Here is a 20,131-nt window from a genome sequence, read left to right as displayed (position 1 = left end):
ACCATATTATTGGTTATCAGCCATCGGTAAGTGATAAGAATGGTAGTTAACTTACTTGATGGATGTCGCCGTGTGGTCGGCGACTGTGCAGGAGGTTCATGATGTCAGCTGTCATCGTCGATGTGGTTCGTACGCCGTCGGGTCGAGGTAAGGAGGGCGGCGGGCTGTCGTCCGTGCATCCGGCCACCCTGCTGGCCGGGGTGCTGGCGGAGCTGGTCGCGCGCACCGGGATCGATCCGGTCCTCGTCGACGACGTGATCGGCGGCTGCGTCACCCAGAGCGGTGAACAGGCCAACAACATCACTAGGACCGCGGTGCTGGCGGCGGGATTCCCGGAGTCGGTGCCCGCCACCACGGTGGATCGCCAGTGTGGTTCGAGCCAGCAGGCCGTGCATTTCGCCGCACAGGGTGTGCTCGCCGGCGCGTACGACGTGGCGATAGCCTGCGGCGTCGAATCGATGAGCCGCACGCCGATGTTCTCCAACACCCAGGGCAAGGACTCGCTGCGTGGTCCGCTCGCCGCGCGCTATCCGGCGGGTCTGATCGGGCAGGGGATCGCGGCCGAGATCATCGCCGCCCGCTGGAAACTGGACCGCGCGGTCCTCGACGAGTTCGCGGCCCGCTCGCATCGGCTGGCCGCCGCCACCGCGGCCGCCGGCGGCTTCGATGCCGAGCTCGTCGCCGCGGGCGCCCTTGTCGCCGACGAGACGATCCGCACCGGCACGACTGTCGAAGGTCTGGCCGGCCTGCGCCCTGCCTTCACCGATCCTGCTTTCCTCGAACGGTTTCCGGAGATCAACTGGTCGGTGACCGCGGGCAACTCCTCGCCGCTCACCGACGGTGCGTCGGCGGCGCTCATCATGAGCGAGGCGATGGCGGCGAAACTGGGGTTGACCCCGCGCGCCCGCTTCCACTCCTTCGCCGTGGTCGGCGACGATCCGACCCTCATGCTCACCGCCGTCGTCCCCGCGACGCGCAAGGCGCTCGACCGGGTCTCGCTCACCGTGGACGACATCGACACCTTCGAGGTGAACGAGGCGTTCGCCCCGGTCCCGCTCGTCTGGCAACACGAGCTCGGCGCGGATCCGGCCAAGGTCAATCCGCGTGGCGGTGCGATCGCGCTCGGGCACCCGCTCGGGGCCTCCGGGACCCGCCTGCTCGCGACGATGGTCAATCATCTCGAGCAGACCGGTGGTCGCTACGGTCTCCAAACCATGTGTGAGGCAGGCGGTTTGGCCAACGCTACGATCATCGAACGGCTCTGACGACGCACCGTGCGACCCCGCTCGCCGGCCGCCATCCGCGGTCGGCGAGCGGGGTTCACGCCCGGTACGCGGGATCGAGCGTCAGAGCCCGGCCTGGCTGACGTAGCGGACTCGCGGTGGCGCCGTCGCGAAACCCACCCGGGTCATCGCGGCAACGGTGCGCAGGGCGGCAGCGTCGGAATCGCGGTGCCGCACGCCGAGCAGGGGCGCGGCACGCTCGTGCTGCATCGCCCGTACCGCCGCGGTGGGCAGCCGTCGCACGATCCAGGCGTCGGGGCGCAGCACCTGGTCGACGAGTTGTGTTGCCGCAGGGCTACTTCGGAGGCTCCGCGCGCACGCGTCATCGAAGTACTCGGTGAACTCGGGCCAGGTGGAGGGTAGATTCCGAGCGCTGATTCCGTAGCCCCGGTACCACTCACAAGATTGCTGATAGAGCAGCGCGCGGGTCGACTCCGACAGCGGTGGGCCGAACACGTCAGCCGCCGTCATGAGGGTCTCGACGTAGGTGGCGTGCTGGAACAGGAAGACGTCGGGGTTGAGCGCGTGATAGCGGCGGCCGAGATCGTCGTTTCCCTTGACGTGCTCGTGGGCGAAACGTATCGCCGAGGCTGTGTCGCGCCCGGCGCACGCCAGGTAGATCATCTGCAGAACGGCCCGCTTCTTGTGTTCCCACAGGCGAGTCGACGCGTGTTCGACCAGCGCGGGTGCGATCGAGGGGTGCAGGATCTGCAGCCCGACCGCCCGGGGCAGCATCAGGAGAAAGCGCCGATCACCGAGGTGTCTGCGCAGCAGCGGACCCGCCGCCGGTCGGGTCCGCGATATCTCGGATCTCATCGCGGGCGGATTCCTTCCAGCCTGGCGCGGTCGCCGCGCTCGGTCCGATCTCGTCTCAGTGGCGGTGGGTGACCGGCGGGCACACAAGACTCGCGGCAGCAGGGGCAAAGGGCCTGGACGTCCCACGCCGCGAGCCTTGTGCTCCGGGAGTGAACCCCCGGAGGGCCGCCTGTCGGCGGCGGTCCTGTCCACCCGGCGCCGCAGGCATGCCCGCTCCGCGACGACTGGTGAATGGTCATCAACTTAATGAACCCGATCGAGGCTGTCAACAACCGATAAACCCGATATCAGGGTTCTCGATATACCCCTCCACATGTCGATGAATGGGCGGTAACATACCGAGGGTGTCGGGGTAATCTCGGCACCCAACCGCGTTCGCGAGGTGGGTCGGGCTACTGTGCATCGCCTCGGCTGCTCTGTCGCGCGGCACATCTGGGAAAGGATGACGATGAGCACGGCAATCAGGCCTGGCGAACCCAATTACGTCGACCCACACAGTGATTCCTACGTCGACGAGGGTGCCGGACCCGCGTGGCGTCGGTCGGCGACCCCGGCGGCGGAACCCGCCGCGACGGAGCGCGAGCTGACCCTCGATCGGGTACGCCTGCACATTCCCGATACCTACCGTTCCCCCCGTAAGCGGCCCGCGCAGTTGGCCGATGCCTTGGACTTCTGGATGTTCGCCGGCGCGGCCGCGAACGTGGCGATGCAGTTCGCGCACCAGGGCGTCGCGGCGGGTGTGATGGAGAGTCCGGTCGAATCCGGTGCGCTCATGGTGCACCCATGGAAGCGGTTGCGGACCACCTCCGCCTACCTCGCGGTGGCCGTGCTCGGCACCGACGAGGACAAGTCGGCCATGCGTGAGGCGGTCAATGTCGCACACCGCCAGGTCAGGTCGCGGCCGGATTCGAAGGTGAAATACAACGCCTTCGACCGGAACCTGCAGATGTATGTCGCCGCGGCGATCTACATCGGTTTCGAGGACACCCATCAACTGCTGTGCGGCAAGATGACCGCCGACGAACTCGAGGCGTTCTACCAGGGCTCCGACACGTTCGGCACCACCCTCCAGGTACACCCCGATATGTGGCCGAAGACGCGCGCCGAATTCGACGAGTACTGGCTCGAGGCGTGCAAGGGGGTCGTGTGCGACGACGAGTTCCGCGCCTACATCGACGATCTGCTGCACCTGCGGATGGTCCACTGGGCCGTGCGGCTGCCGTTCGGTAGTCTCCTGCAATTCCTGACCGCGGGCTTTCTGCCGCCGCATTTCCGTGAGCAGATGGCGATCGATTGGAGCGCCGCGGATCAGCGCCGATTCGAGAACCTGTTCCTGTTCGTCGGTTTCGTCAACCGCTTCATCCCGAAGTTCATCCGGTTCTGGGGTACCAACGCGATGATGCGCGATGTGCGCACCCGCATCAAGAAGCACCGGGCCCTCATCTGATCGAACGGGACAGATGACTCCGACGAGCGCGGGGGCGAGGTGAATATCTCGCCCCCGCGCTCGTAGCGCTACGGTGACGCGGACAGGCCGACGTCGATGGCCCGCAGCTGCTCGGGGTCGACGGCGCGCAGCACCGCGAGCGACGCTGTGACAGCCAGATCGCAGGCCGCGCCGATATCGGCGCCCGCGAGGATCACGGCCCGATACGCGACGTCGAGGCTGATGCCGAGCAGCATGGTGGCGAGGGTGTCCGCGCCGGCGTTGATGGGTGTTCCGCGTTCGGCGTAGTTGGCGCGCAAGCGTTCTGCGATACGCGGTTCGAGCGCGGCGGACAATTGTCGTCCGGGGTGGCTGTCGTCGTATCTGTTGTCGAGCAGGACGCGGAATCCCTCGGGATGGCGGCGGGCGTAGTCGAAGAGTGATTCCACCGAGTACTGGGCCCGCTGCCCATATCTCATCGTCTCGCCGTTGTCGTAGATCTCGAACATCCAGGCGGTCAGCGCGGCGAGCTCGCGTTCGATCACGGCGTCGATGAGCGCGTCGCGGGAGCCGAAGTGGGCGTACAGGGTCACTCTGGAGGTATCGGCGCGTTGCGCGATGCTGTCCATGGTGGCGCGATCGACGCCGACCTCGGCGATCACCGCGCATGCCGCGTCGAGGAGTCCGTCGTCGGTCGGGCGATTGCGGGTGCTGCGGCGCGCAGGCGCTTTTCCGCGGCGAACAGGGGTGCCGGGTTCGACCAACCTTCCTCCTCGATGCTGTCCCACGTACCGCTCGTGGCGCTGTGAACGTGTCTCGAACACGCCTACCCGGCGGGCAGTGTGGCTCCGGTCCGGTCACCGGAGGGCGCCTCGACATTTCCGAAGTACGCCGCTTCGACCATATCTCGGCGCCCACGCAGCTCGGTCGCCGCGCCGGACAAGACGGCTCGGCCGTGATGGAGCACGACCGCCGAATCAGCGATCGACAAAGCGAGTTCGATGTGTTGCTCGACCAGCACCACGGCCATCTGCTGATCGTCGGCAATCTGGCGCAGCCGGGGGAGCAGGCCCTCCACCGCGATCGGCGACAACCCGAGACTGAGTTCGTCGACGAGCAGGATCTTCGGTGCGCACAGCAGTGCCTTCGCCAGCGCGAGCATCTGCTGTTCGCCACCGGAGAGGGTGCCGCAGCGGCGCGCGCGCATCGACCGGAGCGCGGGGAAGTAGTCGAAGACGTCATCGAGTGTGGGGCCGTGTTTGCGGCGGGCCAGGCGCAGGTTGTCGTCGACCGACAAGCGGTGGAAGACCCCACGGCTGTCGGGGACCAGGATGATGCCGCGGCGCGCGTTGGCCTCCACCCGTCGGTCGAGCGGTTCGCCGAGCGCGGTGATCGAACCGGAGAGCGTGGGCAGCGCCCCGACCGCGGCGAGCAGAGTGGTGGTCTTGCCCGCCCCGTTCGGGCCGAGGAGCGCGAGGATCTCGCCCGCTCGCACCTGGGCATTCAGCTCCCGCACGGCGGGCACGCCGCCGTATCCGACGGTGAGCCCGTCGAGGTGCAGGGCGGGCTGCACCTCGACACGCGGTGTTTCCGAAGTCGCCGATGTGCTCATGCGCTCTCTCCTGCGGGTCGGGCCGCGTCGTCGACGTCGGTGCGGGTGGTGCCGAGGTACGCGGCGATCACCCGTGGGTCTTCGCGGATTCGGGCAGGCTCGCCCGCGGCGATGACGACACCGAAGTCCAGCACGTAGAGGCGCGCACAGGTGTCGAGGACCAGCGACATGTCGTGGTCGATGAGCAGCACGCCGATACCCGCGGCCGCGATGCGCCGCAGATGCCGACCGAAGTCCTGGCTCTCGTGCGTGTCGAGTCCGGCGGCGGGTTCGTCGAGCAGTACCACCGTCGAGCCGCCGACCAGCGCACGCGCCACGCCGACCAGTTTCTGCTGGCCGAGGGTCAACTCATCGGGGCGCTGCGCCGCGACCCCGGGCACGCCCACCAAGTCCAGGGCCGCGTCGATCGTCTGCCTCGGCGGTACGGAACGGCCGATGATGTCGGCGAACAGCGTTCGCAGACCGGTCGGCTGAATCGCGACGGCGAGATTCTGCGCCACCGTGAGGTCGCCGAAAAGCTCACCCGCCTGCCAGGTTCGGGCCAATCCGGCGCGGCGGCGTCGATGCGTGCCGAGTCGGTCGAGCGCGGCGCCCGCCAGGGTGACGCTGCCGGTGTACGGGGTGAACCCGGTGACCGCGTCGACGAACGTCGTCTTTCCCGCGCCGTTGGGCCCGATCAGGCCCACGATCTCGCCGGAGTCGACGGTGAGATCGATATCGCTGTTGGCCACGACGCCGCCGTAGCGAACCGACAATCCGTGGGTCCGCAACAGGGGTTGCACGCTATCGGACATGCGCTGGCGCCTTCTTTCCCGACTCGGCGGCCGCGGGGCCGGTGATCGCACGGCCGCCTCGGCGTGGGATCACCGTGGTGAGCCATTCGATCGCCGAGGTCATCGCCCCCGCCACGCCGACCGGGTTGAGCACGGCCATCAGCAACAGCACGCTCGCGGCGATGATCTCGTAGTACTCGCCGAGTTCGAGTGTCTGGTTGAGGAATACGTAGCCCACGCCCAGCGGACCGATGGTGCCGGCGATGAACGCGCCCGATACGGAGGTGATGCCACCGACGTAGGTCATGGCCATCAGCGTCAGACCGATCATCACGGTGAACGAACCCGCCGAGAGCTGCCCTCTGCTGTAGCCGATCAGACAACCGCCGACGCCGGCCAGGAAGGCCGAGACGGCGAAGCCGAGCAATTTCGTCGCGGCGACGTCGATGCCGACCGACGCTGCCGCTCGCTCGTTGGAGCGCACCGCCAACATCGCCCGACCGGTCGCGCCCGCCATGATGCGCATCACCGCCAGCGTGCAGATCGCGACGACCACCAGGACCATCAGCGCGAAGTTCAGTGTGACAAGGGTGGTGCCGTCACGAACGCCCAGATCGACACCGAACAGCGTCGGGTCGGCGATGATGTTGCCCTGTGCGGGAGTGAGCGAGGGATTGTTGAACACGAAACTCTGAATCGCCAGTGCCGCAGCCAAAGTCACCACCGCCAACTGGGCGCCACGGATGCGCAACGCGGGTATCGCGACCAGAATCCCCAGCGCGGTGGCAGCCGCAGCGGCCGCGACGATGCCCAGGGGGAACGGAACGTGCCACGCGGTGGACAGTTTCGACAACGCGAAGCCCGCCGTGCCGGCGAAAGCCATACTGGCCAGCGAGATCTGACCGAGGTATCCGGTCAGCAACACCAGCGACAGCGCGATCAACGACAGAATGATCGAGGTGACGACGCCGTAGCGCCACGTCCCGGTGGTCGAGACGATCGCGAGAACCGCGACGGCCAGCACCGCCGCGGTCGGCACGATCGCGACCTTGGGGATGCGCACGGCGGGCATCTTCACCGCCCCGAGTGAGCCGCGGGCCGGAATCCGGCCGCCGAGCAGGAACAACGCGACGACGACGATGACGAACGGCACCGCGTCGCCGAGCCCGGCCTGCGCCCAATTCGGCCAGATGTCCTTGGTATCGATCCACAGGATCACCGCCTGGAACGAACCCAACAGCAAGCCGGCCGCGCAGGCGACGCCGAACGATGACAGCCGGCCCACCAGCGCCGCCGCCAGCGCCGGGATCACATAGAACGTGTAGCTCGTCTCGTTCAAGCCGATGGTGAACGCGGCGAGCACGCCGATCAGCCCGCAGGCGGCACCGGTGAGTGCCCAGACGATCGCGGCCAGCCGGTCGGGGGAGTATCCGGTCAGGCGCGCGGCGAGTTCGTCTTCCGAGCCGGCGCGCGTCGCGATGCCGACGGTGGTGAACGTGAAATAGGCCCGCAGTCCGATGGCGATCACGATCGCGATCGCGGCCAGGATCAGGTCGGACACGTTGACCAGCGCCCCGGCCACGGTCACCGTGTTCTCGGGCAGGACCGGTGTGGCGAAGAGGTTCTCGGTATCGAACCGCAGACCCACCAGGGCCTGGATGAACAACATCAGTCCGACCGAGGCGACCACCTGCGCCAACACCGGCGCGTGACGCAGGGGCCGGAACACCACCAGGTGCGCCAGCAACGCCCAGACCGTCGCCGAGGCTATTCCCAGTGCGATCGCCGCCGCCATGGGCGTCGGGTGATCCTCACTGCCGAGCGCGATACTGCCGAGCGGCAGGACGAAGGTCCCGTCGGTCCGCAGCGCGGCCACGACATAGACCGCCCACAGGGCGAACGCGCCCTGCGCGAAATTGATGATTCCCGTCGCGGCGTGCACGCCGACCAGCGACGTGGCCAAGACCGCGTAGACCGCGCCGGTCGACAGACCTAGGAAGACGAACTGCAAGAACTGGCCCATGTGCCCTGTTTTCTGTGGATAGCCCGGGCCTCGGTGAACAGGACGCCGACACTGCGCGCGTCCTGTTCACCGAGGTCGTCCAGATCGGTTACGCCGCACCCGGAATCAGCTTGAGGACCTCGGGGCTCGGCGTGATGTACCCGCCCGTGACGGGTGCTGTCTTCTTGTCCCCGGTCACCTCGAACAACAGCATGTCGGTGGTGCAGTTGGGCGTGGTCGCCTTGCCGCAGTTCAGTTTCGGGCCGAGGAAGCTCTGGTAGTCGGTGAGCCCCTTGAGCGCGGTGAGGATCGCCGGTCCGGTGAATTCGGCCGGCGGCGTGGCGGTGAGCGCCTTGGCGAGATCGACGAAAGTGGCGAACGTGCCGTACGCGTAGAACCCCGCCGTGCCACCGGCATTGTCGATGAACTGCTCGGCGGTCTTCAGATTCGTTTTCGCCGGTTCGGGAGCCGCGTCGATGGCGGGCGGCAGCCACACCGGCGAATAGGACTGCGCGCCGACCGCCTGTGCGCCCATGACCTCGACGTATTCGGTGCACGCGGCCAAGAACACTGTGCCCGTGTACTTCACGGACTTCAGCGCCTGGGCCAGCTTGTTGCAGGTGTTGTCATTCGGCGCGGTCATCAGACCGCCGGCCGCGGGGGAACCGTCGGCGATCGTGGAGGCGAGCGCGGTGAAGTTCGGCCCCGCCGGCGGATAGTAGGCGCTCTTGACGTCGATTCCCAACTGCTTGCCCAGGGGGGTCAGGAGAGCGTCGAAGACCTGATGTGCCTGGGGCAGATCGGAGTTGACCAGGGTCAACGAGTTCTTTCCCGACTGCTTGAGCGATTGCAGGAATCCGACCAGGAACGCCGCCGGGGGCGGCCCGAAGAACACGCGGTTCTCGGGCGTAGCGCCGGTCGCGGTGTTGAAGGGAATCTGGCCGATCAGCGGAATCGCCGCGGAGGTCAGAATCGGCATCGCCGCCGCCGATTCAGCGTTGTAGCCGTCGACGGCCGCCACCACGCCGGCCTGCACGAACTGGTTGGCGCAGGAGATGGTGGATTCGGGCGAGGTGTTGTCGATGCCGCAGTCGAGGATCTCGAGCGGGCGGCCGTTGATCCCGCCGATGTGGTTGTTGATGTACTCGAGCGCCGCGTTCTTGCCAGTGGTCACACCGGCCTGGGTGGCGGGGCCTTTCGAAGGATTGAACAAGCCGACCTTGATCGGCGCGCCGGCCGCCTTGACGCCCGGCGCGATGGCGGTCGTGGCGCCGCCCGCCCCGGAACTGCTGTCGTCACTACACGAAGCGACGGAGAACACGCACGCTGCGGCCACCGCGGCGGCGGCGATCCGGCGAGATTTATTGGCCATTCTGAATGCCTTTCCAGGCCGGTTGCCCTGGCGAACAGCGCCGGTCAACCCGTCGATCTCATGTCCCGACGCCTGATCGCCCATGCGGCGAATCCGACGACCCGACCACCGCTTGTGACCTGGGCCACTAGAAGCTAACTCAGCCTTACACGAGTGTCAAGCTGAATTTTGATCAACTTCGCGAGTGTGAAAGGCGAGGTGAGACGCTATATCTCGGAGGATGAGCGGTCGGCGATGGCTCGCGAATCAGGCCGAGAAGCCGATGTTCGGGCCGGATGGGTCGCTGTGAATGTTCATGCCGACCAGGTCATCTCCTTCGGTGCTGATCACGGAATCGACTGTGGCACAGAGGAATGCCAGAGGGGACGCGCCTGCGACCTTTAAGTGTCTAATGATTCTCGGATAGCCTGGTTGACACTTCGGGCTAGGGCACGGCGGGCGGGGGCTGCGTCGATGTCGATGACATGCATGGATAAGACCTGTTCGGCGCATACTTAGTGGGGATCTTCTCTGTATGCGAGACCCCTTCATGGGGATTTACACGTAACCGAGCGTTGTGCTTGCAGCCGTCGCCCCGCGGCTATAAGTTATTGACGATTCTGATGGTGTGTCAATATTCGCTGGACGCGGATCAGTCTTCTCCCGCCATCTCATGCCGACAAGCTTCTCTGCTTTGGAGGATTTGTGAACTCCCGATCGACGTATCGGCGGCGGCTCTTCGCCGCCGCGACAGCATTTCTGGCAATCACCGCGATGGCCGTCGCGCCGGCCGGTGCCGCGCCCTCGACAACCCCGACAGTCGTGCTCGTGCACGGCGCGTTCGCTGATTCCAGCAGCTGGGCGAAGGTCTCCGAAGAGCTCAGCGCACAGGGAATCCCGGTCCGCACCTTCGACAACCCCCTGCGTAGCGTGTCCGGGGACGCGGCCTCGCTCACCGCGTTCCTCGCGACCATCGACGGCCCGATCGTGCTGGTCGGCCACTCCTATGGTGGGTCGGTCATCAGCAACGTCCACGACCCCGACGTGACGGCGAATGTCTTCGTCTCGGCGTTCGCGCCCGCCGAGGGTGAGATCCTGCAGCTGCTGCTGAATCCGATCATGTACCCGGGCAGTCTGTTGTTGCCGCCCGCCGTCCTGGTCACTCCGGTGCAGGACCCGACCAGCCCGATCGGCATCGGCATCGACGGGTTCATTCCCGAGGTCTTCTTCCATCAGGTCTTCGCCCAGGATGTCTCGCCCGCGGTCGCCGCCGACATGTACACCCATCAGAAGACGGCTGCGCTGCAGGCCAACCTCGAACCGAGCGGCCCGCCGTCGTGGACCCGGACGCCGAGCTGGTATCTCGTCTCGACCCAGGATCGAGTGATCCCGCCCGCGCTGCAGCGAATGATGGCAGGGCGCGCCGCGCCCGGACGTACCGTGGAGGTCGCCTCCTCGCACGCCTCCCCGGTCTCGCGGCCCGACAGTGTAGTCGCGGTGGTCCGCGAGGCGATCGCCGCAACGTCGTGACCCGCTGCTCGCCGCGGTCAGATCGGGCAGCCCCCACTGCGCTGCGCCGGGGGTGAGAAGGTGTCGAGCGCATACTTTCGATGCACATGCACGAGCTTCTCGTACTGGAGTCGGTTGTACGCGAGCGGCGCCAGCAGTAGCCGGTCCGGCAGAACTCGCCATGCGGTGCGCAACAGCGCGGTATAGAAGGCGAATTCCAGGTCGTGGTGCGGGCGCAGCCGAAAACCGGTGAGTGCCTGCACTTTCGGAACCATCGCCTTGGACGAGCAGACCTGGATGACGTGACCGACGATCGGCCGGATGAGCCACCACGGCGCTGACAGCGCCGCTCGGGCGGGCGCTGACATGCCGATCGTCGGCAACGGCAGCCGGGTGAGCGCGGCGAACTGCTCCACCAGGAACGGATTGGACCGCAATTGCGTGTCGGCCATCCGGTCGTAGTAGGCATCGGCCTGCGCCAGCGTGGCGGGAAGCTTCCCGGATTCGGCGCGAAGTTCTAGGTCGGAGAACGACTCCCGCAACATTTGATAGGCCGCTTCGCGCTCCGCGGGACGCAGCACGGTGCCGGTGCAGAAGGTGAAGGTTCGCAACGTCAAGTAGACGCCACTGAGGCCGACCCATTTCCAGGCGTCCGGAGACAGTGCGCTGTAACGGATTTCGCGGAAATCGCCGGCGCCGTGACCGTGCACGTCGCGGTGGTGCGTCTTGAGCCGATCCGCCTCGGCGGCTCGATCGACAGGATCGCCCCAGATTGCCAGCAGAGTCGAGAATCCGCTGCGCACACCACGATCGGTGAAGTTGTCCGCGAACCGCCCGGTGCGGTCGACCGCGGCCGCGACGGGTACCAGGGCAACCTGATCGAATGCCGCGCCGGCGAAGACGGCCGACAGGGTGCTGGCGGTGTGTTTGCGGAACTCGGTCATCACCTCGGAACGGATCGGGTGCTGTGTGGCTGGGGATTGATGAGTGTCCGCAACCTCTCGAATCTTCGCGTCCCGAGTCACTTGCCACCTCTGTGTGATAGTAGTACCGACTTTAGACTATCATCGGTGCTCGGGAATCGGCACTGCGCCTTTCGGGTGTCCAGTCGCTCGCGGGCGGCCCAGCGCGGCGAGAGAAGGCCCGATCGGCCGGTAGGGTGTAAGCGGTGGATGTCAACGGGATCGTGGGTCTGCGCACGGTGAGCGGGACCGTGTCCTGGATGCCGGGTGCGTGGTGCCGGTGAACGACCATCCCGCCCCGCTGCCCGAATCGTGGGCCGAGCTGAATACGCTCGATGCCAAATCCCGGCGCATAGTCGATGCGGCCCGTGAGAGTTTCGTGCAGGTCGGCTTCGAGGAAACGACGATGGTGAACATCGCCGACGGCGCCGAAGTGGGGGTCGCGACGGTGTATCGCCGGTTCGGGACCAAGTCGGCGATTGTCCGATACGCGCTGATGGCCGAGGCCGAACGGGTCGGCGACATCATCTACGAGGCAATGCAGAAATCGGCGGGGCCGGTCGGTGCGCTCGCGGAGATGTTCTCGGCGTTCGTCAGCGAAGCATCCGCGCCACGGTTGCTGACTCGAAACCTGCGCACGTCGGGCGCGGCCGACCAGATGGCCGATTTCGTGACCGGCGACGAATTCATCGAGCACGGGCGCGTCGGAGTGGCCCGGTTCATCGCCTATTGGCAGCAGCGCGGCGAGCTCGGCCAATTCGACCCTGACGTCGTCGCCGAGCTGTTCGTCCGACTGACCATGTCGTTCATCGCCAATCCCGGCGGGGTGCTGCCGCTGCACGACGCCGACGCCGCACGCGATTTCGCCCGGCAGTATCTCGCGCCACTGCTGTTTCCGCACGCGATCCGGTAGCGCGCGACCAGGGGCGGACTACTGCTTCGGGCGCACCTTGTACGCGGCTGATTTCAGCTCCCGCTTCTTCATCCGCTCGATGGACTGGTGGTGCTTTCGCGCATGGTAGGCGATCGGGAAGTAGGTCAACCGGTCCGGAAGCACCCGGTACGCGAACCGGATCACGGTGTAGGCCCGCTCCAGGCTGCGTTGCTCGGCGCGGCTCCAGTCGACGCCGATCATGGCGCGCAGTCGCGGGTCGAGAAGCCCGACGATGGACAGATAGTTGAAGCGCAGTAGAGGCAGCATCGCCCGGCGCGCTATCAGGTTCAGCGGAAACGGCGCCTTCGTCAACTGTTCGATCTCGCCGTCACGCAGCTGCCGGTACTCCTCGCGCACATCGTCGGTGGCGCACAGCACGTCGCGGACCATATGCTCGTAATAAGTGTCGAACTCGGCTCTGGTCTGCGGGTAACCCTTCATCGGTACCTGAAGTATCCGGGCGATGCGGATATTGTCGGCCAGCAACTCGTCCAGCTCGGCGGCGGTGAACTCGCGCCCGATCAGCAGCGGCCCCGCCTTGGCGGTGGTGACGTACGCGGTGGCGATAACCCATTGGTAGGCATCGGGATTCAGGGCGCTGATGGCTTTTCCGTCCGCGTTCTTCATTCGCAGCGGTTCGTGCAGCGAGCGCAGACGTTGGCCTTCTTTGATCGCCTCGGCGCCGCCATAGGTCCAGCGCAGCACCGAGTCGACCGACCGAATGGCGCGCCCCGCCGGATCGGTGCGCGAGACCGAGTACTTGTCGACGACATCACGGATGGTGGGGTGCAGACCCTGCATGGCGAAGGCGGCGCCTTCGACCATGAGATAGGTCCAGTGTCCGACCATCTCGGCGGTCAGCGAGTCGATGGCGACCAGTTCGATCGGGTCGGCGGGATCGATCGCGACTGTCGCGCCGCGCTGTTCGGATTCATTGCCGGAGTCGGCATTTCGGTGAGTGGTCGTGGCCATCGTCTTCCTTCTGTCTCCGCCACATCGGCGTCGTCATGGCTGCTCGGCGGCTCGGATGCGGATCGGGCCGCGGCGCGGCGAACCGGAGCGGAAGCGACCCCATCGACCATCGCGCTGGATCAGCGCCGAACCGGAAGGGTCACGAACCATTGTGATAGATGGTCTGGTGCGAAACTATCAAAGCGCCGCGATTGGCGGACCCATAATTCAGATTTTGATTGCCGAAGAAGTGGGAGGCACTCGTCGACGCTGTGCGGCCCTGTCGGTGCGCTACCGCCTCGCGCCGATCGGCAGCGCCGATTCGGCTACGTAGCAGCGGAATCCGACGCCGTCGCGACTGTCGCGCGGTCTGCGACCCGCAGGATCATCAGCGCGAGCAACGCGGTCACACCGACACCGATGAGAACGCCGAGTGGTAGGAACACGCGGGTACCGATGCCGGCGCTCGCTGCCTCGGTGAGGCCGGTACTCGCGTATCCGCTGGGGAGCAACCGGCGCGCCAGGCCGCTCGCGCCGTCATCGCTGTCGATGCCGCCGTCGAATATCACCGCCGCGCCGATCACGAGCATCCAGATCGCGACGCCCCATCGCAGCGAGCAGAGCCGCAGCAGCGCGACCGCCGCGGCGGCCAGGGTCAGCGACATCAGGACCAGGAACACGAAAGCCGCGTCGGCACGCGACACCGCGTGCAGCACCGTCGCGGCCAGCGCGGCCGATGCGACTGCGGCGCCGAGAGCGGCGCCGAGAGCGAGTACGCGTCGACGAGCGCCTTCGGCGAGCCGGGCGAACAACAGTGCGATGAACAGTGCGCCGGCCAGGGTGACCACGATCGCGCGCCCCACCGCCGGATCCGACGACGCAGCGGCGGGATCGGTCACGCTCACCCGGGCGCCCTCGGGGTCGACGCCGGCCGGCAACGCCTTGGACGAGGCATCGATCGACACCACCAGCGCGGAGGTGACCTGCTTGAAAGTGGTCAGCAGCGTGCGGATTTCGGCCTGCATGACGGTGACCTGATCGATGGTCGAATCGACGCCGGTGAGCAACTGCTCGCTCTGGCCGAGGATCGAACCCAGCCAGCGCAGCCGGTTGGCGGCGAGGATGAGCACATCGCTCACGCGGGTGGTGTCGTCGACGGTGGCATCCAGCAGCGTGGACAGTCCGTCGAGCAATGGCGACACCGCATCGGCGCCGATGCCGATGACCTGCGCACCTGCCGTGGCCGCGGCGTCGGACGCGCCGCCGAGCAGGTGAATCAGGCCCGTCAACTGGTCTGCCAGGTATTCGGCCTGCGGCAGGCCGGAACTGCGCAGGATCGTCGCCAGCGGCTCCACAGCTTCGCGGACGCGGTCGCGGGCCGCGGCGGATTCCCGGATCGCGTTCGCGGCGGAGTCGGCGTGCGCGCGTGCCGAGGTCGCGCCGGTTCGGATATCGCCCAGGCTCAGGTCCGAGTCCCGCAGCGCAGTCGCCACGCGGGTCAACAGGTCGACGGTCTGGTTCACGCTGTCGGGCAGTTGGCGCAGGGCGGGCAGAATCGAGTCGACGTCGGCCAGCAGCGGTCCGGCCTGCGCTTGGATGGCCTCCACTGACGCGAACGCCCCGGCGAGCATGTCACCGGCCTGTCCGGCCGCGGCATCGACCAGGGCAGCGCTGAATTGGGCAGAGTTGAGATTCTTCCGCGCCGCCGAGACACCGACCAGAAGTTGCTGGACGCCGACGGTCGCCGCGGCGGCTGAGACCTCCTGCACCAGGTTCGCGTAGGTGGTCGCGTCGAGGTCGTGATTGCCGGGCGCGATCGTCACCTGGCGGTCGATCTCGCCTGCCCGCATGCCCCAATCGAACGGCACGACCACGGCGGCTGCCACGGATCCGGCGGCGAGTTCGGTTCCGGCCGAATCCGGATCGCGTGTCTGCCACCGGAAGGTCGGCGACGAGCTCAGCGCGGCGATCAGTGCCGCCGCGGCGGAATCCGGTTTCGGCTCGGGTGTGGAGACGATCGCGACAGCCGGGGCCGGTCCCCGGCTCGGCGACGCTACCGGGAAGAAGGTGGTGAGGACCGCCCCGGCGAGCAGCGGAACGACAAGGACGAGCGCGGCGACTGCGCGGGTGATCATCTCGGGGTTCCTGATGATCGGCTCAGCAGCCCGCCAGCGTGAGGGCTTGGTCCTGGTCGACGTCGCCACCGGTGGCGATCTGGCCGGATCCCTGGATGATCAGGCTGCACACGGTGGACTTCTCGATCTTCCATGTGTTGTTGTCGTAGACGATCGGGACGGTCAGGGGAATACCCGGTTGGTTGTTGACCGCCAGGTTTCCCTCGGCCGACGCGGTGCCACAGTTGTCGACGATCTTGTCGACCTTCCACGCCATTCCGAGATCGGCAATACTCGCGCTGTTGCGCCGGCGCGCCTGCTCGATCGGACCCGGATCGACGTTCTCCATGCCTTGAACCATCGCGAGCAGCTCCGCGACCGGAGTGTTCGGGTTCACCGCCTTGCTCACCAGCGCGTCGATATCCGCGGTGGAGGGCACCGCCGGGCAGTTCGTGGCGGCCTTCGTGGTCGGGATCGGCGACGCCGCTCGGTCGTCGCCGGAGGCGCATGCGGTGAGGGTGGCCGCCGCGATGATCGAGATTCCCAGCGTGCGGGCGCGGACAGCGGAACGGCGGATCATGGGAGTGCCTTTCGAGGAGTCTGAGTCTCAGGCAGGTGCTTCGGAGACCGTTGGGGGAGTAGGGGATTCGTCGCTGTGGATGCGGCCGTCGCGCAGGGTGATGATGCGATCGGTGCTGTGCGCGGCCTGCTGGTCGTGGGTGACCATCACCACGGCGCGTTCCCCGGAGGCGTCATGGGCGATCTCGGCGAGCAGGTTCATGATGTCGGCGCCGGTGCGGGAATCGAGGTTGCCGGTGGGTTCGTCGGCCAGAACGAGGGGTGGATCCATCATCAGGGCGCGGGCGATTGCCACCCGCTGCATCTGACCGCCGGACAATTCGGCGGGACGGTGTTCGGCGCGGTCCGCCAACCCGACCAGTTCCAGCAGTTCGGTGGCACGCCGGCGGGCACCGCGATGAGCGCCGGTGGCCAGCAGGCGTGGCACCGCGACGTTCTCCCACGCCGACATCGTGGGGAGCAGATTGAAGAACTGGAAGATGAATCCGACCTGCCGCAAACGGAATTCGGACCGACTGTCGTCGGTCAGGTCGCCGATCTCCCCGCCGCGGAAGGTGATCGAGCCCGAAGTGGGTGAATCCAGTGCGCCGAGCAAGTGCAGCAGGGTGCTCTTCCCCGCGCCGGATGGCCCGACGATGGAGACGAAACGTCCGGGCTCGATCGTCATGGCGACGCCGTCGAGCGCTCGGACGGTCTCCCCGCCGAGTCGGTACTCACGGACGACATCTGTCAAGGTCAACATAGTGCTTCCTTTCGGCCCCGCTGGTCGCGCGTCACTCGCTCCAGATCGCGGTGACGATATTCATGCGTGCGGCCCGCACAGCCGGTACCGCGGCGCCGAGCAGGCAGATGAGCACACCGATGGCCGCGAAGCCGAGAACGCTGGGCGCGACGGTGAAACGCACGGCGACGCCCAGGGTTTCGGCGCTCACCAGGGTGGCGAGGTACTGCACCATGATGCCGAGCGCGAGGCCGAGGACGCCACCGATCACCCCCACGGAAAACGCCTCGACCAGGATGAACCGTGATATGAGCCGCCGCGTGGCTCCCATCGCGCGCAGCACGCCGAGTTCGCGCCGGCGTTGCAGCACGGCCAAGGTGAAGGTGTTCAGGAGCGCGACCGCCGCCACCAGCGCGACGGTCCACTGCAATCCGCCCGCGAGGACACCCGCCTGGCGGATGTTGTGGGTGGCGGCGTTGTAGGACTCTTCGCCCGAGTACACATAGGCGGAGTTCCGCGCGATTCGCTCGATCGCGGTCATGACAGCCGGTCGATCGGCGCCGGCGGCCACGCTCACCGACAGGTAGGTCGCGCCCGGGCGGTCGAACCAGTCGCGCATGTCCTCGACGCTCATGGCGATCGTTCCGGAATCGATGGACAGAATGTCCATGATCGCGATGATCGTGGTCGATCGCAGGCCGGTGGGTGTGCCGATATCGATCCGCGAGCCCACCTCCCATTCCTCTCGGTTCGCCATTTGACGCGATACCGCGATACCGGTCCCCGTGCGAACCTGATGCAGCGTCTCGGAGTCCATGAGCGCGCCGGTGGTCCCGGAGTTGTCCGTGCCGAGTCCTTCCACCGCCACCCGCTGTTCGCCGATCGTGACGTAGGCCCATTGCCCGGCGCCGACCGTGCCGATCCCGGGCACCGCGCGGACGCGATCGGCGAGATCGTCGGGCAGCGTCGCCCCCGTAGGCAGCGCGCTGCTGGGCGAACTCGAGATGAAGACGTCTGTGGCACGAAGTCCGACAAAGGAATGAGACCCGGAGTCGATGACATCGGCGAGCGCGCCGTGCACGCCGATGCCGAGGGCGACCGCGATGCCCGCGGTGACCGCGGTAGCCCAGGATCGACGCGGTGCCCGTTCTATCGCCGCCGCCGCGAGCCGTCCCGGCGCCCCGAATCGTCGCGCGAGGATCGAGGCCCACGTCGAGATCCTGGACATGCCCGCGATACCGAGCAGGATGCCGCCGACTGTGTACACCGCCACCGACAGGAACACAGCCGGTCCACGCACCAGCACCGCCAGCCCGAACGCGGTGGCGATCAACCCCACGCCCGCCACCGCCGCGAGGACGGTCCAGCGACTGCGCAATGTCTCGGTGGAGGCCAGTTCGGCGCTCTGTAGGGCCTCCAGCGGGGAGATGCGGCGCACTTGCCGTGCCGCGCCGACGGTCGCGGCCACCGATGCGAGCACGCAGGCCACGACCACGATCGGATAGGTGAGCGGTGGTACGGAGTGGACCAGGTGCGCGGAGACGGACTGCACCAGGAATGCCGGTACCTGCTCGATCGCCGCGCGACTGAGCAACCAGCCCAGCGGGATTCCGATCGCCGCGGCGACCAGCCCGGTGGCCACCGACTCGAGCACCAGGTCGGCCACGACCGTCGAGCGCCTGGCGCCCATCGCGCGCAGGGTGGCCACCTTCTGGCGTCGTTGCATGACGAGCATGGTCATCGAGTTGTAGACCAGGAACGCCGCGACCACGAGGGAGATCGCGGCGACCAGCAGCGTGGAGTCGCGACTGATCGCCACCGCGTTCTCGGCTTGGGTGCTGCGAATGTCGCTGTCGGAGACCACGGCTCGGTTGTCGACCACGCCGACGATCGCGGTCCGCAACGCCGCCGGATCGGTGTCCGGCTTCGTCGCGATGGCCACGGTGTCGACCCGATTCTCGTGGTCGGTGATTCGCTGCGCCAGCGGTAGCGGCGCCACGATGAACCGGCCGCCGTTCATCCTGGCACTGTCGGCTTGTTCGGCGACGACGGCGACGGTGACGGTGTGCTCGCCGATCCGCAGCCGTTCGCCTTGCGCCACACCGAGTCCAGCGCCTGCCACCACGCCGTCGCGCAGCTTCAACAGGGGCGAGCTCGGTGCGAGTCCGGTCTCGGCCAGCCTGCCGAGGTCGGAGCCGAGCCCCAACACGCTCACATCGACCCCGAGGATGGTGACCGGCAGGCCGTTGATCTCGCGCTGTTGTTGCACGATCGGCGCCGCGACGCCGACGCCGGGTAGTCCCGCGATGCGCGGTACGACAGCCATGTCGAACCCGGTGTCGGTGTAGCCGCTCACGACTATCCGCGCGTCACCGGCGATGCTGTCGGTCAGCTGTCGCACCGAGTTGGTGAGCGAGCCATAGATCGCCAGCACCGCCACCAGCAGCGCCGCCGACACCGCGATGACGAGAACCACAGCCGCCGAGCGGCCGGGACCGGCGCCGATCTCGCGCAGGGTCAGCACGCGAAACCGATTGACACCCGATCGGATCATTGTCCATCACGCTCCCCCGTGGGGCCGAGCTCGGTACGGTTCGCCTGCCCAGCGCCATCGAAAACGGTAGCACTCGGACCATCGGCTCGCGGCGCCCGCGAGTACTCCTGTGCTACACAATCTCTGAGGCGCGTCGCCACGCGGCCCAGCGCGATGGTGGCCAACGATTCCAGTTTGGCGGCCACTGCCCGTTCGGCCGCGCCCTCCGGTCTCGGATAACCGACAACGATGTCGACCGCAGTCTCGGTCGCGGTCACAGCGGTGAACCCGAACTCGATCCGCAGCTCGCGTCCGCTCGTCGACCGCATGACGATCAGCTCGTTGTCGATCCACTCGGTACATCGCATCGGAACGCGTCGCTTCACCGGCCCGAACGCGATCCGCATCTGCCATTGCGATCCCACCCCCTGGTTCGGTCCGCCGGCGTGAGTGAAGGCGGAAACGCCGATCACCCATGCTGGAAGTCGCTCGACGTCGTCGACGAAGGCGAAGGTGATCGCCAGTGAAGCCGGGCACACACAGCGCTGTACGAATTCGTCCATCG

The 20,131-nt window shown here is 67.1% G+C and carries 17 protein-coding genes; 4 read left to right on the top strand and 13 right to left on the bottom strand.

The features are described from left to right. The first annotated feature begins 98 nt into the window (after positions 1-98). Positions 99-1,265, top strand: coding sequence for a thiolase family protein (locus NA12_RS05360; RefSeq protein ID WP_067446651.1), 1,167 nt, complete (start codon positions 99-101; stop codon positions 1,263-1,265). An 81-nt stretch (positions 1,266-1,346) separates the two neighbouring features. On the opposite strand, the gene NA12_RS05355 is transcribed toward NA12_RS05360, so the two are convergent. Beyond that, complete coding sequence (locus NA12_RS05355; protein ID WP_067446649.1) at positions 1,347-2,099, bottom strand: oxygenase MpaB family protein; 753 nt, start codon at positions 2,097-2,099, stop codon at positions 1,347-1,349. A 448-nt stretch (positions 2,100-2,547) separates the two neighbouring features. Here NA12_RS05355 and NA12_RS05350 point away from each other — a divergent pair, with 448 nt between their 5' ends. Continuing rightward, complete coding sequence (locus NA12_RS05350; RefSeq protein ID WP_084472461.1) at positions 2,548-3,546, top strand: oxygenase MpaB family protein; 999 nt, start codon at positions 2,548-2,550, stop codon at positions 3,544-3,546. Between the two features lie 68 nt (positions 3,547-3,614). Here the strand turns inward: NA12_RS05350 and NA12_RS05345 are convergent, their stop codons facing one another. The 5 genes from NA12_RS05345 to NA12_RS05325 all read right to left on the bottom strand — a co-directional run bounded on the left by NA12_RS05345 (position 3,615) and on the right by NA12_RS05325 (position 9,284). After that, positions 3,615-4,289, bottom strand: coding sequence for a TetR/AcrR family transcriptional regulator (locus NA12_RS05345; protein ID WP_067446647.1), 675 nt, complete (start codon positions 4,287-4,289; stop codon positions 3,615-3,617). A gap of 62 nt (positions 4,290-4,351) precedes the next feature. Further along, positions 4,352-5,137 (bottom strand): ABC transporter ATP-binding protein, encoded by a 786-nt coding sequence (locus tag NA12_RS05340; protein ID WP_067446645.1) that lies wholly within the window; start codon positions 5,135-5,137, stop codon positions 4,352-4,354. Continuing rightward, positions 5,134-5,931 carry an ABC transporter ATP-binding protein gene (locus tag NA12_RS05335; protein WP_067446643.1) on the bottom strand — a complete coding sequence of 266 codons (798 nt, stop codon included), beginning with the start codon at positions 5,929-5,931 and terminating at the stop codon, positions 5,134-5,136. The genes NA12_RS05340 and NA12_RS05335 overlap by 4 nt, the downstream gene beginning before the upstream one ends. Then, positions 5,921-7,933: an ABC transporter permease gene (locus NA12_RS05330; RefSeq protein WP_067446641.1), complete on the bottom strand. Its 2,013-nt coding sequence runs from the start codon at positions 7,931-7,933 to the stop codon at positions 5,921-5,923. Before NA12_RS05330 ends, NA12_RS05335 begins: the two co-directional genes overlap by 11 nt. A gap of 88 nt (positions 7,934-8,021) precedes the next feature. Continuing rightward, positions 8,022-9,284: an ABC transporter substrate-binding protein gene (locus NA12_RS05325; protein ID WP_174551045.1), complete on the bottom strand. Its 1,263-nt coding sequence runs from the start codon at positions 9,282-9,284 to the stop codon at positions 8,022-8,024. A gap of 684 nt (positions 9,285-9,968) precedes the next feature. Between NA12_RS05325 and NA12_RS05320 the strand changes: the two genes are divergently transcribed. Then, entirely contained in the window at positions 9,969-10,793 is an 825-nt protein-coding gene (locus NA12_RS05320; RefSeq protein ID WP_371855973.1) for an alpha/beta hydrolase, read from the top strand. Positions 10,794-10,810: 17 nt separating this feature from the next. Here the strand turns inward: NA12_RS05320 and NA12_RS05315 are convergent, their stop codons facing one another. Then, positions 10,811-11,716, bottom strand: a complete 906-nt coding sequence (locus NA12_RS05315) for an oxygenase MpaB family protein (RefSeq protein WP_084472366.1) — start codon at positions 11,714-11,716, stop codon at positions 10,811-10,813. A gap of 298 nt (positions 11,717-12,014) precedes the next feature. Here NA12_RS05315 and NA12_RS05310 point away from each other — a divergent pair, with 298 nt between their 5' ends. Then, positions 12,015-12,647, top strand: coding sequence for a TetR/AcrR family transcriptional regulator (locus tag NA12_RS05310; protein ID WP_067447515.1), 633 nt, complete (start codon positions 12,015-12,017; stop codon positions 12,645-12,647). 18 nt (positions 12,648-12,665) lie between these two features. Here the strand turns inward: NA12_RS05310 and NA12_RS05305 are convergent, their stop codons facing one another. The 6 genes from NA12_RS05305 to NA12_RS05280 all read right to left on the bottom strand — a co-directional run bounded on the left by NA12_RS05305 (position 12,666) and on the right by NA12_RS05280 (position 20,129). After that, entirely contained in the window at positions 12,666-13,640 is a 975-nt protein-coding gene (locus NA12_RS05305) for an oxygenase MpaB family protein (protein ID WP_084472364.1), read from the bottom strand. Positions 13,641-13,945: 305 nt separating this feature from the next. Then, positions 13,946-15,754, bottom strand: a complete 1,809-nt coding sequence (locus tag NA12_RS05300; protein ID WP_067446639.1) for a hypothetical protein — start codon at positions 15,752-15,754, stop codon at positions 13,946-13,948. A 22-nt stretch (positions 15,755-15,776) separates the two neighbouring features. Next, a complete protein-coding gene (locus tag NA12_RS05295) occupies positions 15,777-16,313 on the bottom strand; it encodes an MTB12 C-terminal domain-containing protein (RefSeq protein WP_067446637.1) in 537 nt (178 codons plus the stop codon). Positions 16,314-16,340: 27 nt separating this feature from the next. Further along, a complete protein-coding gene (locus NA12_RS05290; RefSeq protein WP_067446635.1) occupies positions 16,341-17,054 on the bottom strand; it encodes an ABC transporter ATP-binding protein in 714 nt (237 codons plus the stop codon). A 31-nt stretch (positions 17,055-17,085) separates the two neighbouring features. Continuing rightward, positions 17,086-19,587: an FtsX-like permease family protein gene (locus NA12_RS05285; protein ID WP_067446633.1), complete on the bottom strand. Its 2,502-nt coding sequence runs from the start codon at positions 19,585-19,587 to the stop codon at positions 17,086-17,088. After that, complete coding sequence (locus NA12_RS05280; protein WP_067446631.1) at positions 19,584-20,129, bottom strand: SRPBCC family protein; 546 nt, start codon at positions 20,127-20,129, stop codon at positions 19,584-19,586. Before NA12_RS05280 ends, NA12_RS05285 begins: the two co-directional genes overlap by 4 nt. Positions 20,130-20,131 lie beyond the last annotated feature (2 nt).

The sequence above is a fragment of the Nocardia alba NBRC 108234 genome, assembly GCF_001612665.1.
Lineage (GTDB): Bacteria > Actinomycetota > Actinomycetes > Mycobacteriales > Mycobacteriaceae > Nocardia > Nocardia alba.
This window is presented reverse-complemented; position numbering and strand designations above follow the sequence as displayed.

Excerpts from the sequence above, each read along its gene's own strand:
- NA12_RS05285 (WP_067446633.1), bottom strand. The coding sequence starts at position 19,587 with ATGATCCGATCGGGTGTCAATCGGTTTCGCGTGCTGACCCTGCGCGAG.
- NA12_RS05305 (WP_084472364.1), bottom strand. The coding sequence starts at position 13,640 with ATGGCCACGACCACTCACCGAAATGCCGACTCCGGCAATGAATCCGAA.
- NA12_RS05295 (WP_067446637.1), bottom strand. The coding sequence starts at position 16,313 with ATGATCCGCCGTTCCGCTGTCCGCGCCCGCACGCTGGGAATCTCGATC.
- NA12_RS05290 (WP_067446635.1), bottom strand. The coding sequence starts at position 17,054 with ATGTTGACCTTGACAGATGTCGTCCGTGAGTACCGACTCGGCGGGGAG.
- NA12_RS05340 (WP_067446645.1), bottom strand. The coding sequence starts at position 5,137 with ATGAGCACATCGGCGACTTCGGAAACACCGCGTGTCGAGGTGCAGCCC.
- NA12_RS05335 (WP_067446643.1), bottom strand. The coding sequence starts at position 5,931 with ATGTCCGATAGCGTGCAACCCCTGTTGCGGACCCACGGATTGTCGGTT.
- NA12_RS05280 (WP_067446631.1), bottom strand. The coding sequence starts at position 20,129 with ATGGACGAATTCGTACAGCGCTGTGTGTGCCCGGCTTCACTGGCGATC.
- NA12_RS05330 (WP_067446641.1), bottom strand. The coding sequence starts at position 7,933 with ATGGGCCAGTTCTTGCAGTTCGTCTTCCTAGGTCTGTCGACCGGCGCG.
- NA12_RS05355 (WP_067446649.1), bottom strand. The coding sequence starts at position 2,099 with ATGAGATCCGAGATATCGCGGACCCGACCGGCGGCGGGTCCGCTGCTG.
- NA12_RS05350 (WP_084472461.1), top strand. The coding sequence starts at position 2,548 with ATGAGCACGGCAATCAGGCCTGGCGAACCCAATTACGTCGACCCACAC.
- NA12_RS05325 (WP_174551045.1), bottom strand. The coding sequence starts at position 9,284 with ATGGCCAATAAATCTCGCCGGATCGCCGCCGCCGCGGTGGCCGCAGCG.
- NA12_RS05360 (WP_067446651.1), top strand. The coding sequence starts at position 99 with ATGATGTCAGCTGTCATCGTCGATGTGGTTCGTACGCCGTCGGGTCGA.
- NA12_RS05315 (WP_084472366.1), bottom strand. The coding sequence starts at position 11,716 with ATGACCGAGTTCCGCAAACACACCGCCAGCACCCTGTCGGCCGTCTTC.
- NA12_RS05300 (WP_067446639.1), bottom strand. The coding sequence starts at position 15,754 with ATGATCACCCGCGCAGTCGCCGCGCTCGTCCTTGTCGTTCCGCTGCTC.